This is a genomic window from Aeromonas sp. S12(2024) (genome assembly GCF_041402305.1).
GTDB lineage: Bacteria > Pseudomonadota > Gammaproteobacteria > Enterobacterales > Aeromonadaceae > Aeromonas > Aeromonas veronii.
The window spans coordinates 81,706-97,128 of record NZ_JBGLRB010000010.1; the positions used below are offsets into that span (position 1 = coordinate 81,706).

At 59.3% G+C, this 15,423-nt stretch carries 15 protein-coding genes; 8 read left to right on the forward strand and 7 right to left on the reverse strand.

Annotated elements, in window-relative coordinates; genetic code table 11:
• Positions 1–30: 30 nt before the first annotated feature.
• A complete protein-coding gene (gene cgtA / locus ACB035_RS11390; RefSeq protein WP_005339026.1) occupies positions 31–1,233 on the forward strand; it encodes an Obg family GTPase CgtA in 1,203 nt (400 codons plus the stop codon).
• Positions 1,234–1,599: 366 nt separating this feature from the next.
• On the forward strand, positions 1,600–2,970 hold the full coding sequence (locus tag ACB035_RS11395) for a YjiH family protein (RefSeq protein WP_101531092.1): 1,371 nt from the start codon (positions 1,600–1,602) through the stop codon (positions 2,968–2,970).
• A gap of 84 nt (positions 2,971–3,054) precedes the next feature.
• Here ACB035_RS11395 and ACB035_RS11400 read toward each other — a convergent pair whose 3' ends face one another.
• Positions 3,055–3,393, reverse strand: a complete 339-nt coding sequence (locus ACB035_RS11400) for a hypothetical protein (RefSeq protein ID WP_236340950.1) — start codon at positions 3,391–3,393, stop codon at positions 3,055–3,057.
• Positions 3,394–3,694: 301 nt separating this feature from the next.
• On the opposite strand from ACB035_RS11400, the gene ACB035_RS11405 reads away from it, so the two are divergent.
• The 3 genes from ACB035_RS11405 to ACB035_RS11415 all read left to right on the forward strand — a co-directional run bounded on the left by ACB035_RS11405 (position 3,695) and on the right by ACB035_RS11415 (position 5,758).
• Complete coding sequence (locus tag ACB035_RS11405) at positions 3,695–4,684, forward strand: luciferase-like monooxygenase (protein ID WP_371167320.1); 990 nt, start codon at positions 3,695–3,697, stop codon at positions 4,682–4,684.
• Positions 4,685–4,687: 3 nt separating this feature from the next.
• Complete coding sequence (locus tag ACB035_RS11410; protein WP_236563162.1) at positions 4,688–5,134, forward strand: VOC family protein; 447 nt, start codon at positions 4,688–4,690, stop codon at positions 5,132–5,134.
• A 123-nt stretch (positions 5,135–5,257) separates the two neighbouring features.
• Positions 5,258–5,758: a 2TM domain-containing protein gene (locus ACB035_RS11415; RefSeq protein WP_279499101.1), complete on the forward strand. Its 501-nt coding sequence runs from the start codon at positions 5,258–5,260 to the stop codon at positions 5,756–5,758.
• Positions 5,759–5,877: 119 nt separating this feature from the next.
• Here the strand turns inward: ACB035_RS11415 and ACB035_RS11420 are convergent, their stop codons facing one another.
• The 6 genes from ACB035_RS11420 to lptD are packed head-to-tail and all read right to left on the reverse strand — an operon-like array spanning position 5,878 to position 12,639.
• Positions 5,878–6,699 carry a symmetrical bis(5'-nucleosyl)-tetraphosphatase gene (locus tag ACB035_RS11420; protein ID WP_005339018.1) on the reverse strand — a complete coding sequence of 274 codons (822 nt, stop codon included), beginning with the start codon at positions 6,697–6,699 and terminating at the stop codon, positions 5,878–5,880.
• 6 nt (positions 6,700–6,705) lie between these two features.
• Positions 6,706–7,068, reverse strand: a complete 363-nt coding sequence (gene apaG, locus ACB035_RS11425; protein ID WP_204419561.1) for a Co2+/Mg2+ efflux protein ApaG — start codon at positions 7,066–7,068, stop codon at positions 6,706–6,708.
• A gap of 4 nt (positions 7,069–7,072) precedes the next feature.
• On the reverse strand, positions 7,073–7,885 hold the full coding sequence (rsmA, locus tag ACB035_RS11430; protein WP_005339016.1) for a 16S rRNA (adenine(1518)-N(6)/adenine(1519)-N(6))-dimethyltransferase RsmA: 813 nt from the start codon (positions 7,883–7,885) through the stop codon (positions 7,073–7,075).
• Complete coding sequence (gene pdxA / locus ACB035_RS11435; RefSeq protein ID WP_371167321.1) at positions 7,875–8,870, reverse strand: 4-hydroxythreonine-4-phosphate dehydrogenase PdxA; 996 nt, start codon at positions 8,868–8,870, stop codon at positions 7,875–7,877. Before pdxA ends, rsmA begins: the two co-directional genes overlap by 11 nt.
• Positions 8,870–10,168 carry a peptidylprolyl isomerase SurA gene (gene surA / locus ACB035_RS11440; RefSeq protein ID WP_005349338.1) on the reverse strand — a complete coding sequence of 433 codons (1,299 nt, stop codon included), beginning with the start codon at positions 10,166–10,168 and terminating at the stop codon, positions 8,870–8,872. The genes pdxA and surA overlap by 1 nt, the downstream gene beginning before the upstream one ends.
• Before the next feature lie 26 nt (positions 10,169–10,194).
• A complete protein-coding gene (gene lptD, locus ACB035_RS11445; RefSeq protein WP_088870070.1) occupies positions 10,195–12,639 on the reverse strand; it encodes an LPS assembly protein LptD in 2,445 nt (814 codons plus the stop codon).
• Positions 12,640–12,813: 174 nt separating this feature from the next.
• On the opposite strand from lptD, the gene ACB035_RS11450 reads away from it, so the two are divergent.
• The 3 genes from ACB035_RS11450 to djlA are packed head-to-tail and all read left to right on the forward strand — an operon-like array spanning position 12,814 to position 15,342.
• Positions 12,814–13,824 (forward strand): aminoglycoside phosphotransferase family protein, encoded by a 1,011-nt coding sequence (locus ACB035_RS11450; protein ID WP_371167322.1) that lies wholly within the window; start codon positions 12,814–12,816, stop codon positions 13,822–13,824.
• Positions 13,821–14,489 carry an N-acetylmuramate alpha-1-phosphate uridylyltransferase MurU gene (gene murU / locus ACB035_RS11455; RefSeq protein ID WP_371167323.1) on the forward strand — a complete coding sequence of 223 codons (669 nt, stop codon included), beginning with the start codon at positions 13,821–13,823 and terminating at the stop codon, positions 14,487–14,489. Before ACB035_RS11450 ends, murU begins: the two co-directional genes overlap by 4 nt.
• A 19-nt stretch (positions 14,490–14,508) precedes the next feature.
• On the forward strand, positions 14,509–15,342 hold the full coding sequence (gene djlA / locus ACB035_RS11460) for a co-chaperone DjlA (protein WP_040065084.1): 834 nt from the start codon (positions 14,509–14,511) through the stop codon (positions 15,340–15,342).
• The last annotated feature ends 81 nt before the right edge of the window (positions 15,343–15,423 follow it).

Below are 15,423 nucleotides of genomic sequence, written 5' to 3' on the forward strand. Positions count from 1 at the left end.
CGGTTTTTCGAATTAAGGTGACGGTTACCTATGAAGTTTGTTGATGAAGTCCAGATTCGAGTCGATGCCGGTGACGGTGGTAACGGTTGTGTAAGCTTTCGCCGTGAAAAATATATTCCCAACGGTGGTCCGGATGGCGGTGACGGCGGTGACGGTGGCGACGTATATCTGATCGCCGACGAGAACCTCAATACCCTGATCGACTACCGTTTCGAGCGTTTCCATGCTGCCGAGCGCGGTGAGAATGGCCAGAGCGCCAACTGTACCGGTCGCCGCGGCAAGGACAAGATCCTGCGCGTGCCGGTCGGTACCCGTGCGACCGATGAAGATACCGGCGAATTGCTGGGGGATCTGACCCACCACGAGCAGAAGCTGCTGGTTGCCAAAGGTGGTTTCCATGGTCTGGGCAACACCCGCTTCAAGAGCTCCGTCAACCGTGCTCCCCGCCAGAAGAGTAACGGCACTCCGGGTGAAGTGCGTACCCTGAAGCTGGAGTTGCTGCTGCTGGCCGATGTCGGCATGCTGGGTCTGCCCAACGCAGGCAAATCAACCTTTATTCGCGCCGTTTCTGCGGCTCGCCCGAAAGTGGCTGATTACCCCTTCACTACCCTGGTACCGAACCTGGGTGTGGTGCGTGGTGAAAACTCCCGCTCCTTCGTGATCGCCGATATCCCGGGTCTGATCGAAGGTGCTGCCGAAGGCGCAGGACTGGGTATCCGCTTCCTGAAACACCTCGAGCGTTGCCGCGTACTGATCCACCTGGTGGATATCTGCCCGGTTGATGGCTCCGATCCTGCTGAAAATGCCGTGACCATCGTCAAGGAGCTGGAGAAGTACAGCCCGGAACTGGCTGGCAAGCCGCGCTGGTTGGTGTTCAACAAGATGGATCTGATCCTGGAAGAGGAAGCCCAGGAGGTGATGGATCGCGTCAAGGCGGCCCTGAACCACGAAGGTCCGGTCTATGCCATCACTGCCATCAGCAAGGAAGGCACCAAGAAGGTCTGCTACGACATTCTGGATCTGCTGGATACCATGCCCCGTCAGCTGGCGGAAGATGCCAAAGACGCCATCGAGAAGGTGGAGTTCAAGTGGGACGACTACCACAAGAACCAGCTGGCCAAGGCTGAAGCGGAAGCACTGGCTGCCTCTCTTGCCTTCGATGAAGGGCTTGATGATGACGATTGGGATGACGACGAAGATGATGGCGTTGAAGTCATCTACGTCCGTGACTGATCCCCGTCACTCTCATTGAAAACCGGAGCCTGAACAGGCTCCGGTTTTTTTATGTCTATCGAGCAGCAACTCATTAGGTATATTTGTGATGTCACTTATTGCCTGCTACTGATAACCGATTATACTGCCCACCAAAATTAACAATAACGAAACAATCATCTGGCGATGTCGATTGAATCGATATGCGCCGCTGTATCTTATTGTTTTAATGGAAGGTTTACCTGTGGAAATATTTATGCGCAGATTTCTGCCTTAAGGGCTTGTTTGTGCATTTTTTTAGAGTATTCTTGCGCCCGCTTTGCCGGTTAATGCATGAATACGCAGGTTGGCCGGACTAGGGAAAAGTAACATTAGGGCAGTCATATCATGTTGGAAAAGAGTCTCGAAGCACCTGCGGTCAATACTCGCCGTAACTTGTTGATGTTTCTGGTTCCGTCACTCATCGGGATCCTGCTGTTCATGACGCCGGTCGTCTATGATGGTAACGTCACCATCCCGGTGGCCGTGCTGGCCAAGCTGGTGCAGCGTGTTTTTGCCGATTATCTGGTCGCCATGGTCAGTGCGGTGATCACCACCACCATGCTGATGACGGTGATTGCCTGGTTTTTCAAGCCGGCGATTCTGGTGCGTCGTCCTTTCCTCAACAGTTTGTTCAATGTCTCCCCTTTCTGGGCCTGCGTGCGGGTATTGGGCGGTATCTTCGTGCTGCTGACCTTCTTCCAGGTGGGGCCAGAGGTGCTTTACTCCGGCGCAACCGGTGGACTGGTGCTCAACGATCTGCTGCCGGTGCTGTTTTCGGTCTTCATTTTTGCCGGCCTGTTGCTGCCGTTGCTGCTTGATTTCGGGCTGCTGGAATTTGTCGGCACCATGATGACCCGCATCATGCGTCCGGTGTTCCGGTTGCCGGGTCGCTCCGCAGTGGACTGCTTTGCCTCCTGGCTCGGCGATGGTAGCGTCGGTATCCTGCTGACCAGCAAGCAGTACGAAGGGAAGTTCTATACCCAGCGTGAAGCAGCGGTGATTGGCACCACCTTCTCTGCGGTCTCCATCACCTTCTGTCTGGTGGTGATCTCCCAGGTGAAGCTGGAGCACATGTTCGTCCCCTTCTACCTGACCGTCTGTCTGGCGGGGGTGGTCGCCGCTATCGTGGTGCCGCGTTTGCCGCCACTTTGCTGGAAGAAGGACATCTATGCCGATGGCACTCCCCTGTGCCGCAAGCAGGAAGCAGTGCCGCACCAGCACAGCGTGATGAGCTATGGTTTCGAGCGTGCGCTGACCAAGGCTGACAGCATGACTGATCTCGGCGCCGTCGCGCGGGAAGGGGTGAAGAATGCACTGGATATGGTGTTTGGCGTGCTGCCGGTGGTGATGGCGATCGGTACCTGCGCCCTGATGCTGGCCGAACATACCCCTATCTTCAACTGGCTTGGCGCTCCGTTTGTCCCCTTGCTGGAGCTGCTGCAACTGCCTGAGGCGGAAGCGGCGTCCAAGACCATCATGGTCGGTTTTGCCGACATGTTCATTCCGGCGGTGCTGGCCTCGACCATCGAGAGCGACATGACCCGCTTCGTGATTGCCGCCATGTCGGTGACCCAGCTGATCTATATGTCGGAAGTGGGCGCCCTGCTGCTGGGCAGCAAGATCCCGGTCAAGCTGTGGGAGTTGTTCGTTATCTTCCTGCTGCGCACTCTGGTTACCTTGCCGGTTATTGCCGGGGTGGCACACCTGCTGTTCTAAGGGCGCAGCGCAGTGAAAAACGGTCAACCTCGGTTGACCGTTTTCTTTTTCGCAGTGACGGGAGAGAGTACCCCTTCGGTTGGCTCAGCCTGTAGTGACGGGACACTGGATGGTCAGAGAGTGGATTGTGTTGGCGATACGATAGGGCTTGGCTGCCTTGTAGACCTTATTCTCGTCATCATAGCTTCCTCCCAGATACTGGGTGCTGTAGAGCGTCTGCTGACGACGATCGGTCTCCTTGTAACCTTGCGGGCAGGTCTGGTTGGCCTGCTGGAAGCAGGCTTTCATGCTGCTGCACTCGATGTAGAAGCCGCGCAGGCTGGGATCGGCAAGGTGCACAGGGGTGACGGTAGGGGCGGGGGGAGACAACAGGGCGCAACCGGAGAGCGTCAGCGTGCCCAGCAGAACGAGATGTTTTGACATAGATAACCTGAACAGTGTTGTGTGACAAAGAGTGAGGGGGAGTCTGTTGCTCCCCCTTCGCTATAGGGGCTCCGTTATAACCAGCCGGGGGCGCTCAGGCCAGCCCGCAAATGTAAGAAAATATGATCCCCCGGCTTGCGCGGCCAGCAAGATGAGCGTTCAAACAATACTTGCCTGAGATTTGTTCCGTTCGATTGCTGCCGCTTGGCAGGCAGAGTGTGGCAGGAGATAGTGATTCATTCAGGTATCCCGTGCTACATTGCCCCACTTGTTACTGGCCTGTAAATCAATGGAGTGCCCCATGTCTGCCATCCCCTATTCCGTGCTCGATCTGGTGCCTGTTGCCGAAGGTTCCGTGCCTGCCGAGTCGTTTCGCCGTTCACGGGATCTTGCCCGCCATGCCGAGGGTTGGGGTTACCTGCGCTACTGGCTGGCCGAACATCACAACATGCCTGGCATTGCCAGTGCAGCTACCTCGGTGCTGATCGGTCATCTGGCCGAAGCCACCACCACTCTGCGGATCGGGGCGGGTGGCATCATGCTGCCGAACCACTCGCCGCTGGTGATTGCCGAGCAGTTTGGCACCTTGGCTTCGCTCTATCCCGACCGCATCGATTTGGGCCTTGGTCGCGCCCCCGGTACTGATCAGCGCACCATGCGGGCGCTGCGACGTATGCGCAGTGGCGAGGTGGATGATTTCCCAGCCGATGTGCGTGAGCTGATGAGCTACTTTGGCGACGAGATTGGCGCGGTGCAGGCGGTGCCCGGTCAGGGGCTGCATCTGCCCATCTGGCTGCTGGGCTCCAGCCTCTACAGCGCGCAACTTGCAGCGGCGATGGGCTTGCCATTCGGTTTTGCTTCCCATTTCGCGCCCGCCATGTTGCTGCAGGCGCTGGAGATCTACCGCAGCCAGTATCGCCCCTCCGCTCGCTGGCCCAGGCCCCATGCGGTGGTCTGCATCAACATGATCGCCGCCGACAGCGAGCGTGAGGCCCGCTTCCAGTTCACTACCGTGCAGCAGCAGTTCTTGCGCCTTCATCGCGGTGATGCGGGAAAGCTGCCCGCGCCGGTCGTCCAGCTTGGTGACGAGTGGGCGCCCCGTGAGCTGATGGCGATGGAGCAGACCTTGGCCCGCTCGCTAGTGGGCAACCCGGAGCAGGTTCGTCATGGCCTCAAGGCGCTGCTGGCGGAAACCCGTGCCGATGAGCTGATGTTCAATGGGCCCATCGTCGATCATCAGGCTCGACTGCGTTCTTTCGAGATTGCCGCCGAGCTGATGCAGAGCCTGTAAGCCATGACGAACCCTACTGTCGCGGTGGATGGGCCGTATTGGAATCCCATGGTACCGGAGCTGTCGGTTACCGATCTGGCTCGAGCTCTGGTTTTCTATACCGGTTTGTTGGGCTTCTCGGTCCGCTATCAGCGCGATGACCCTCCTTTTGCTTATCTTGAGCAGCAACAGGTACAACTGATGTTGGAGCAGGTACATCCGGCGGGTTGGCAGGTCGGGGCGCTGGAGCCACCGTTCGGCCGGGGAATCAATCTGCAGATGGAGCTGACCGAGATCCAGCCGCTACTCGACCGCTTGCAGGCCGCCGGGATTGCACTTTTCCGGCAGCCCACTGAGGTCTGGTATCCAGTGGGCGAGATGCTGGCCGGGCAGCGCGAATTTTTGCTGCAGGATCCCGATGGTTATCTGTTACGGTTTGTGCAATATCTGGGGGAACGAGCGGCTGACTGACAAGATCAAAATCTTAACCATCTGATTTTAAAGGACTGTCAGATGTATGTCGGCCATCTGTCGTGTCACCTTTCGCGGCGCAAGCCCTATGCTGGCCCTGTCAATTACCACAAGGAGTTCGAGATGATCGTCAGGAAGTTGAGATTGCAACGGGGTTGGTCTCAGGATCAGTTGGCAACGTTGACTGGTTTGAGTGTCCGCACTATCCAGCGGATCGAGCAGGGGCAGCAACCCGGACTGGAATCTCTCAAGGCCCTGGCCTCCGTCTTTGAACTCGATGTGGCTCAACTGGATGGATCAGAGCAACAGGAGCGCGAGATGAGAGGAAGTGACACTATGGGTCAGGATGCGGTGCAGGTATCGGCAGAGGAGCGGGCGGCAATGCGCTATGTGGAGGAGCTCAAGGGCTTCTATCACCATGTTGCCAGCTACGTGGTGGTGATCTGCGGGCTGTTTGTCATCAACTACCTGAGCAATCCGGAGTACATCTGGGCCTGGTGGCCAACCCTGGGTTGGGGGCTGGGACTTGCCTCCCATGCTGTTCGGGTGTTTCAGCCCTTCAAGCTGTTTGGCCCCGAGTGGGAGCGGCGCCAGATCGAGAAGCGGCTGGGGCGCAAGTTGTAACTTCATTCGCCGGAAAACAGGGAACCTAAAACAGCAAGCCCGGCAACCAGCCGGGCTTTGTTATTGGAGCGGGTTGTGGCCATCCGTGCGGCAGCAATCGCCTGATTGCTGCGCACTTTCTAGCTGGCGTGAACCGGGCAGGGGGTGGTGATCAGGGCATCATCCTCGTAGCGCCACAGGGTGAGGCTGTTGCCCCAGACGCAGCCGGTATCGAGCGCCTTGATATCGCTCTTGCCGGTGTTGCCCATCAGGGCCGCCCAGTGGCCGAACACCAGAATGGGGTCATCCACGTGGTGTTCGCGCTGTTCGAACCAGGGACGCAGCCCCGGGGTCGACTCCTTGGGCCCCTTCTTGCATTTGAAGTCGAGACGACCGTCGAAATAGCAGAAGCGCATCCGGGTGAAGGTGTTGATGATGTAGCGGTAGCGGTCGATCCCGACCAGATCATCTTTCCAGCCATCGGGCTGGTCGCCGTACATGTTGTGCAGCAGCCAGCTGTACTGGTCACCGCGCAGCAGGCTCTCTACCTCGCGGGCGCAGTTGCGCGCGGTGCGGACATCCCATGCGGGGGAGATCCCGGCATGCACCATCATGATGGGCAGATCCGGATGTTCGGCCAGTAGCGGGCGGTGGCGCAGCCACTCCAGCAGTTCATCCCGATCAGGGGCATCCATCAGGCTTTGCAGCTTGTCTTTCTTCTTGAGCGGTGCAACGCCATCGGCGACCGCCAGCAGGTGCAGGTCGTGGTTGCCGAGCACGGTAACGGCGCGGTTGCCCAGCCCTTTGACAAAACGCAGGGTATTGAGGGAGTCCGGGCCGCGGGCGACCAGATCGCCGCAGAGCCAGAGCACGTCATTTTCGGGATCGAACGCGGCAAGATCCAGCAGACGGCGCAAGTCGTCGTAACAGCCCTGGATGTCACCGACAAAACAGTTCGCCATGAAACCTCAGTTGATAATATTGGGGATGGCCAGCGTGAAGGGGGCGATGGGCGCCTCAAACTGCTGACCAGAGCCATCTTGCAGGGTATAGCTCCCTTCCATCACCCCAAGCGGGGTCGCCAGCGGCACGCCGCTCTGGTAGCGGTAGGTCTCACCTTCGGCAATGACGGGTTGTTCCCCGACCACGCCCGGGCCTGCCACTTCCAGCATCTTGCCATTGGCATCGGTGATGAGCCAGCGCCGATGCAGCAGTTGCACCGGGCCGGGCCCCAGATTCTCAATCTCGATCAGATAGTGAAACTGGTAAGGGTCTCTGGAGCCCGCCACATACAGGGGGTATGGGCGGATCTCGATGTGCGGGAGTGCCACAGGATCAGGCCTGTTGCTGATCCGCCAGCCAGTTGGCGATCATGACAAACTGCTCGAGGGAGAGATTCTCCGGGCGCAGGTTGCCATCGATACCAAGCTCGGTCAGCTGGGCGTCGGTGATGAAGTTGGAGAAGCTGTTGCGGATGGTCTTGCGACGCTGGCCAAAGCCTTCGGTACAGACGCGATTCAGACAACGAATGTCTTTTGCGACTATGGTCGGATTCTTGTGCGGGATCAGGCGAACTACGGCAGAGTCCACTTTCGGCGCCGGTTTGAAGGCGCCCGGGCCCACTTCCAGCACCGGCACCACCTGGCAGTAGTACTGGGTCATCACGCTCAGACGGCCATAAGCCTTGCTGCCCGGGCCTGCGGCCAGACGCAACACCACTTCCTTTTGCAGCATGAAGTGCATGTCTTCAACCCGGTCGGCAAATTCGCACAGGTGGAAGATGAGCGGGGTGGAGATGTTGTAGGGCAGGTTGCCGAAGATGCGCAGCGGCCCCTTGCCTTCACCCATCAGGGTGCCGAAGTCGAAACGCATGGCGTCCGCTTCGATGACGGTCAGCTTGTCTTTGAGAGTCGGGTGCTCGCGCAGGCGAGCTGCCAGGTCCCGGTCAAGCTCGACCACGGTCATTTTGTCCATCTGGGCGGCAACCGGCTCAGTCAGCGCGGCCAGACCCGGACCGATCTCCACCAGATTCTGACCCGGCTGCGGGTTGATGGCGGCGACGATTTGATCGATCACATACCGGTCGTGCAAGAAGTTCTGACCGAAACGCTTACGGGCCGTGTGGCCCATGTGCACCTTACTGCTCATATCTTTTTTTCTCTACCATCTTGATGGCGTGGTTAATCGCGGTGACAAGGCTGCCCGGATCGGCCAGGCCCTTGCCTGCCAGATCCAGCGCGGTGCCGTGATCCACCGAAGTGCGGATGAAGGGAAGCCCCAGGGTGATATTGACCGAACTGCCGAAGCCCTTGTATTTGAGCACAGGCAGCCCCTGGTCGTGGTACATGGCGAGTACCGCATCCGCATCCTTGAGGTATTTCTCCTGGAACAGGGTGTCGGCCGGCAATGGGCCGACCAGATCGATCCCTTCCTGGCGCAGGGTGGCCAGGGCAGGTTCGATCACGTCAATCTCTTCACGTCCGAGATGGCCACCTTCCCCCGCATGGGGGTTGAGGCCGCAGACGTAAATACGGGGTTTGGCGATGCCAAACTTGGTGGCGAGATCCTCGTTGAGGATCCGGATCACCTTGCCGAGGCGATCCTCGGTGATGGCCATCGCTACATAGGCCAGCGGAATATGGGTAGTCGCCAGTGCGACCCGCAGCCCCTCGGTTGCCAGCATCATTACCACATCGGCGGTGTTGGATTGCTGTGCAAAGAACTCGGTGTGGCCGCTGAACGAGACCCCGGCCTGGTTGATGATCCCCTTGTGCACCGGCCCGGTCACCACGGCGGCAAATTCGCCGCTCATGTTGCCATCGCAGGCACGCTGCAGGGTCGCCAGCACATAGGCGCCATTGCCTTCGTTCAGCTCGCCCGGTATCACGGGGGCGCCGAGGGTGACCGGACAGACGGTCAGAGTGCCCGCCCGCTGGGGGCGGGCAGGGGCGGCGGCATCGTAGGGCTCAAGCTCAATGGGCAGACCAAGCAGGGTTGCCCGCTCGCGCAGCAGCGCCGGATCGGCGATCACCACCAACTGGTGGGGCCAATCCTGCTGGGCAATCTGCAGCACCAGATCCGGGCCGATCCCGGCCGGTTCGCCCGGGGTAACGGCAAGGCGACGGCAGCTCATCAGCTACCGGCTCCTTCGATCTGGATGTAGGCCTCGTCACGCAGCTCATCCAGCCACGCCTGGGACTCTTCCACGAAGCGGCGATTGTAGATCAGCTGGTAGGCGCGCTGCTCCTGAGCCTTGTCGGTCGCATCCTGGCTGCGGCGATCTTCCACCTGCACGATGTGCCAGCCGTGGCTGGTACGGAACGGGGCACTGATCTGGCCCGGTTGCAGACGGTTGACCATGTCGCGGAACTCGGGGACATAGACGTTGGGATCAGACCAGCCCAGTTCGCCACCCTGCACCGCAGAGCCCGGATCTTCGGAGTACTTCTCCGCCATGCTGGCGAAGCTTGCCTTGCCGCTCTTGATGTCGTGCAGAATGCCGTCCAGCATCCCCTTGGCTTTCTCTTCGCTCAGGATAATGGACGGCTTGATCAGGATGTGGCGGGCCTTCACCTCGGTCTGCATCACTTGCTGCTGACCCTTGGTGTCGAACACCTTGACGATGTGCAGGCCGGCGCCGGAGCGCAGCGGGCCGACGATGTCGCCCTTCTTGGCACCCTGTACCGCTTCCGCCATCAGGGTCGGCATCTCTTGCGGGCTCATCCAGCCCCAGTCGCCCCCTTCCAACGCCTTGGGACCGTTACTCTCGGCAATGGCCAGTTTGCGGAAGTCGGCACCCTGCTTGAGGGCGGCCAGAATGCGCTCGATCTTGCTCTTGGCGGCATCCAGCTGGGCGGCAGTGGGGTTGTCCGGCAGGGCAATCTGGATATGGCCGACGTGGTATTCGTTCTGCTGTTGACCCTGTTTCTTCAGGATCTCCACCACCTGCTTCACCTCCTGCTCGGAGATGTTGATACGGCGGCGCACCTGGTTGCGGCGCACCTCGTTCATCAGGATCTCGCGGCGAACCTCTTCCCGATATTGGGCATAGGTCATCCCTTCACGGGCGAGCTGGGCCCGCAGCTGATCCAGGGTCATCTTGTTGTCGGCAGCGATGCCCTGAATAGCCTGTTCCAGCTGGGTGTCGCTGATCTTCAGCCCCTGGCGCTCCGCCAGTTGCAACTGCAGGCTCTCCTGGATCAGCCGATCCAGCGCCTGTTTGCGCAGGGTGGCATCGTCAGGCAGGGACTGGCCGCTCTCCTGAGCGGAGAGTTTTACCTTGTTGACCAGTGCGTCCTGTTGGCTGGACAGCACCACGTCCTTGTTGACCACGGCCAGCACCTTGTCCATCAGCTCGGGCGCAGCCAGTGCGGCCTGGCTCATGGCACCGAACATTCCCGCGGTCAGCAGGGCAATCAGGGTCTTTTTCATATCCATCTCTCAAGGCTGGGCCAGCATCATTGCTGGCCTTTCAGATTAAACGGGCGAACATAGGGCAACAGCTCGGTATCCAGGGTGACGCTGCGGCCACCGGTACCCACGCTGCCAAGTCCCTTCATTTCAAACTGCAGACCAATGACTTTTTCCGAAGTGGGCTTCAGGGTGACGTTGTCCGGCTGATTGTGCCACTCCAGGCTCATGTTGATGCTCCAGCAGCAGGAGTCGTATTTGACACCGATCTTGCGGTCAATGTTCACATCCTGCTTGATGTCACGGTAGTAACCGCCATACATCTGCCACTGATCGGCGATCGGCGCCATCATCACCAGGCCCGCCTGGCTCAGATCTTCTGCCAGCGCCGTGTTGGTCGGATAGCGATAGTCCAGGTTGCCATCCTTGATGTAGCGGTAGTTGACCTGAGTGGTCAGCTTGCCGGTCCGGTACTCGACTGCACCGTTGCCAGCCGTAAATTCCCCCTCGGAGGTATCGTACTGGGTCCCCGCATGGGCAAACCACTCATCGGTGATCCGGGCATCCCCCTCGAACGAGAGCAGGGAGCGGGCGTTGGTGCTTTCCGGATTTGAAGGGTAGAGGCGCACCTTGGGTGGCGTCATCTCAAAGGCCTGGGCCACCGCCAGACGCAACCGTTCATCACCCACATTGTCATAGACCCGGCTGGTCAGGCCAACGGTGACCCGATTGGCATCGCTGATGCGGTCGAGACCGGCAAAGCGGCGGTCACTGAACAGGCTGTAGTAATCCTGACGGGTGGTTGTGGAGTCGTAGATCCCGATCTCGTCCTGATTTTTGTAAGGGATATAGAGGTACTGGAACTCGGGCTCCAGGGTCTGGGTGCCCTTGCCATCATACCAGTCGAGCGGCCGATCGAAGTTGACGCCCCCCTTGAGGCGGAAGGAGGGCAGAGTACGGGTAATGGTGCCCTCTTTCAGGGTCAGCTGTTTGCTGTCTGCATCGGTGAAGCGGCTGCGGTCCTGGCTAACCAGATTATCGGGTACCTCCTGGTTGTAGGAGGTAAACATCAGTTTGTACTGACTGGTCAGGTAGTAACCCGGCGCATCCACTAGGGGCACGGTCAGGGTTGGCGCCAGATGCAGGCGGGTGGCGGTATAGCGCTCACCTGCTTGCAGAGTGGCGGCACTGCCACTGTCATAGCCAAACTTGGTTAGTTCACTGTTCCAGGCCAGATCGAACCACTTGCCTTGCTGATAGTAGTTGTAGTCGATACGCGGCAGCATCTCGTGGGGCAGCAGCGCATATGGGCTCAGGATCTGGTAGCGGCGCACCTCGGAGGTGAGGTTCCAGTTGGGCTGGTAGTAGCCGGCGGTAAAGGATTGCTGCAACTGGCTGTCGACCTGAGTGCCCACTTGCGGGCTGAAGTCGTTGAAGTAGTTGTAATCCTTGTCGCGCACCTGGGTGTAGTCGATACCAAAACGCAGGCTGCCATCCATCAGGGCTGAACCGTGGCGGACGTTCATCAGGTAGCGATGTCCATCGGACAGGCCCGCCAGACTCGGATTGCTCGGGCTGTACTGCTTGTCATCCGCCAGATTTTCAAAATAGAGGGTGCCGGTGTGGGCAGGGTCCGGCATGTAGCGGAACTCCACCTGCTCCATCAGGCCGCGTTTGTCCATAAAACGGGAGGTGATGGTGGCATCATAGTTGGGGGCAATGTTCCAGTAGAAGGGCTGGGTGATATCCATGCCGTTGCTGGAGCTTTGCTTGTAACCCGGGTAGAGCAGACCGGTCTTCCGCTCATCCTTGATGGGGAAGTTGATATAGGGGAAGTAGAACACCGGGTAGTCATAGAGCCAGAGGCTGGCGTTCCAGGCTTCGCCGAACACCTCTTTCTGGTCGATGTCGATACTGCCCGCCTTGAGGGTCCACACTTCCTGACCGGGGGGGCAGGTGGTGTACTGGGCCCCCTCCATGGTGATGTTCTGGTTGTTGTTGGTCATCACCACGCGCTTGGCAAAGCCGCGCACCGGTGAGCCATGCACCTGATACTTGCCCTCTTCCAGTTCGGAGTTCTTGGTATCCAGGTTGGATTTGAGGGTCTTGTCGCTGGTGACGGTCACCTGACCGTCGTTGTAATAGATGTTGCCGATGGCGATGACATCCCGGCTCTTCTGGTCGAGCTGGGCATAGTCAGAGTCAAACTTGCGAACACCCTGACGAACCTTGACGTCACCTTCATAGACGGCGGTGCCGCCCTGTTTGGCCTCGAGACGGTCAGCATCAACCTCGACCGGCTGTGCGTTGGCATCCTGATCCGATGCAGGCTTCTCTATCTTGGGAACATAGTCATAGCAGAGACTATCGAGAATGCCGGTGGCTGGCGGCGCTTCGAACGGGGCCGCCTGCACCATCATAGGGGTGAGTGCGGGGGCCAGGCTGATAGTCAGGGCGATGGGATAGCGGTACCCCAGTGTCCATTTTGTCATGTGAAAGACTCGTGCAATCCGTGATAGATACGGTTGATCCAAGGCATGCATTTTACGACAGGTTTCATCGAGTTGACATTGCATGTCATTGCTTTATGTTAGCCGGCAATGATAAAGCATTATTGCGGCCAGGGCTAACAGCCAAGTGCTGCTTTCCACCTTGGTCCTCTACTTATGCACGATCGCGATTCCCTGCTATTGCAGTGGGCACGCCGTATTTGCGGTGATGCCACTCTCACGCTTACCCTCATTTCCGGTGATGCCAGCTTCCGCCGCTACTATCGCGGTGGTGGTCTGGTTTGGGTGGATGCCAACCCGAAAACCGAAAAAAATCATGAGTTTGTTCGTAACGCGGCGGCCTTGCTGGCGCGTCAGCTGTTGGCGCCAGAGGTCAAGGCGGTGGACTATGAACAGGGCTTGCTGGCGGTCAGTGACCTGGGCGATACCCAGCTTATCAGCCGCCTGAACGAGCACAACGTGCTGGCCTGGTATGGCAAGGCGATTGATTTGCTGCCCCGCCTGGGGGCGGTTGAACTGGCGCTTGAACCCTTCGATGCCGCCTTTATGGCACGGGAGAACAGCATTTTTCCCGAGTGGCTGCTGGGCCACCATCTAAAACTGACTCTGAGCCATGAAGAGCAGCAACTGCTGGACGAGACCTTTGCTTGTCTCACCGCCTGCAATCTGGCCCAGCCGCAGGGGGTGATGCATAGAGATTTTCACAGTCGCAACCTGATGGTGTGTGGCGGGGATACCCCCGAGAGCAGCCGGCTGGCCATCATCGATTTTCAAGACATGGTCATCGGGCCCCTGAGCTATGACCTGGTCTCCCTGCTGAAAGATTGCTACGTACGCTGGCCGGACGAGGTGATCGATGAAGGGATGCGCCACGGCTTTGTCACCCTGCAACAGGAGGGTCTGCTTGGCGAGCTTGATTATGCCAGTTTCCGTCGTGATGCCGACCTGACCGGCATGCAGCGCCACCTCAAAGCGGCGGGGATCTTCACCCGGCTCTATCATCGCGACGGCAAGTCCGGCTATCTCAAGGATATTCCCCGTACCCTCGGCTACGTGGTGGATGTCTGTCGCACTCATGGTGGTGCCTATCCGGTATTGGCCCGTTTTGGTCAGTGGTTGGAGCAGGTGGTGTTGCCGGGGATCGCCAATGCAGGAGTTAAATCATGAAGGCGATGATCCTGGCCGCTGGCCGTGGCGAGCGGATGCGCCCGCTGACTGACCTGCTGCCCAAGCCTCTACTGGCGGTGGGGGGCAAGCCGCTCATCGTTCATCACATCGAAAAACTCAAAGCCGCCGGGGTGACCGAGTTGGTCATCAACCACGCCTGGCTTGGCCACAAGCTGGTTGAGAGCCTGGGTGATGGCCGTGCGCATGGCGTGACCATCTACTGGTCAGCCGAGGAGAGCGCACTGGAGACCGCGGGCGGCATTGTGCAGGCGCTGCCGCTGCTGGGCTCTGAAGCCTTTTTGGTGATCAACGGCGATACTTGGCTCGATCTCGATTATCACACTCTGGTCAGCCAGCCCCTTGGCGATGATTTGGCCCACCTTTGGCTGGTGCCCAATCCGCCCCAGCACCCGAATGGGGATTTTGCCCTGCAAGAAGGGCGAGTCGTGGATACGCCAGCGTTTACCTTCAGCGGGGTCGGACTATATGATCCGGCGGCCTTTGCTGGTCTCGCGGGCGGCGCCCGCAAACTGGCGCCCCTGCTCCGTGACTGGATGGCGCAAGGGCGGGTGGGCGGCAGCCTGCTCGCTGGCGAGTGGCGCGATATCGGCACGGTCGATCGACTGCGCGAGCTGGATGACCAGCTCCAGACCCGCACTCATTAACTTCAAGAGGTCTTGAACCATGCGTATTTGGGGTAAGGTGCTGGGCGCCTTCTTCGGTTTTCTGCTCGGCAATATCATCGGCGCCCTGATTGGCCTTTGGATTGGGCACCGTTTCGACCGTGGCATGGGGCTGCAGGGGGCGTTTCGTCGCGGCCCGAGTCAGGAGCAGCAAGCCGTCTTTTTCCATGCCACTTTCTCGGTGATGGGTCACATCGCCAAGTCCAGCGGTCAGGTGACCGAGCAGGAGATCCGGGTTGCCTCCAACCTGATGGATCGGATGCGGCTGGCGGGCGAACAGCGTGCCCGGGCGCAGGAGTCGTTTCGTCTCGGTAAAGAGGCCGACTTCCCGCTGCGCGAGACCCTGGCCGAGTTCCGCCGTGCCAGTCTGGGGCAGCGCGATATCCTGCGCTTCTTCCTCGAGGTGCAGTTGCAGGCGGCCTTTGCAGATGGTCGGGTGGAGGATGGCGAGCGCGCCATTCTGCACACCATTGCCGACGAGCTGGGTTTCAGCCGCATTGAGTTGGCCCGCATTCTGGCGATGGCCGAAGCGCAGATGAACTTCTTCAATCAGGCCCATGGCCAGTATCAGGGGGGCCATTCCGGTGGTCAGCAGTATCGGCAGGCGGCACCCTCTGCGGATCGCCTCAAGAATGCCTACCAGTTGCTGGGGGTGAGCGAGAGCGACAGCGATCAGGATATCAAGCGCGCCTACCGCAAGGAGATGAGCAAACATCACCCGGACAAGCTGGCCGCCAAAGGGTTGCCGCCGGAGATGATGGAGATGGCCAAGGAGAAGACCCAGGAGATCCAGCAAGCCTGGGAGTGGATCCGCGAGGCCCGCGGCATCCGGTAAGCGCCAACGTCAGGTTGGAACAGACAATAAAAAGCCCCGCAGCAGTGCGGGGCTTTGCTTTGCCGTGTGGCGTATGCCGGG

Coding starts and splice junctions, on each gene's coding strand:
- ACB035_RS11450 (WP_371167322.1), top strand. CDS start 12,814: ATGCACGATCGCGATTCCCTGCTATTGCAGTGGGCACGCCGTATTTGC.
- pdxA (WP_371167321.1), bottom strand. CDS start 8,870: ATGAGCTGCCGTCGCCTTGCCGTTACCCCGGGCGAACCGGCCGGGATC.
- ACB035_RS11395 (WP_101531092.1), top strand. CDS start 1,600: ATGTTGGAAAAGAGTCTCGAAGCACCTGCGGTCAATACTCGCCGTAAC.
- murU (WP_371167323.1), top strand. CDS start 13,821: ATGAAGGCGATGATCCTGGCCGCTGGCCGTGGCGAGCGGATGCGCCCG.
- ACB035_RS11420 (WP_005339018.1), bottom strand. CDS start 6,699: ATGGCGAACTGTTTTGTCGGTGACATCCAGGGCTGTTACGACGACTTG.
- cgtA (WP_005339026.1), top strand. CDS start 31: ATGAAGTTTGTTGATGAAGTCCAGATTCGAGTCGATGCCGGTGACGGT.
- ACB035_RS11400 (WP_236340950.1), bottom strand. CDS start 3,393: ATGTCAAAACATCTCGTTCTGCTGGGCACGCTGACGCTCTCCGGTTGC.
- ACB035_RS11415 (WP_279499101.1), top strand. CDS start 5,258: ATGATCGTCAGGAAGTTGAGATTGCAACGGGGTTGGTCTCAGGATCAG.
- lptD (WP_088870070.1), bottom strand. CDS start 12,639: ATGACAAAATGGACACTGGGGTACCGCTATCCCATCGCCCTGACTATC.
- rsmA (WP_005339016.1), bottom strand. CDS start 7,885: ATGAGCAGTAAGGTGCACATGGGCCACACGGCCCGTAAGCGTTTCGGT.
- ACB035_RS11405 (WP_371167320.1), top strand. CDS start 3,695: ATGTCTGCCATCCCCTATTCCGTGCTCGATCTGGTGCCTGTTGCCGAA.
- ACB035_RS11410 (WP_236563162.1), top strand. CDS start 4,688: ATGACGAACCCTACTGTCGCGGTGGATGGGCCGTATTGGAATCCCATG.
- surA (WP_005349338.1), bottom strand. CDS start 10,168: ATGAAAAAGACCCTGATTGCCCTGCTGACCGCGGGAATGTTCGGTGCC.
- djlA (WP_040065084.1), top strand. CDS start 14,509: ATGCGTATTTGGGGTAAGGTGCTGGGCGCCTTCTTCGGTTTTCTGCTC.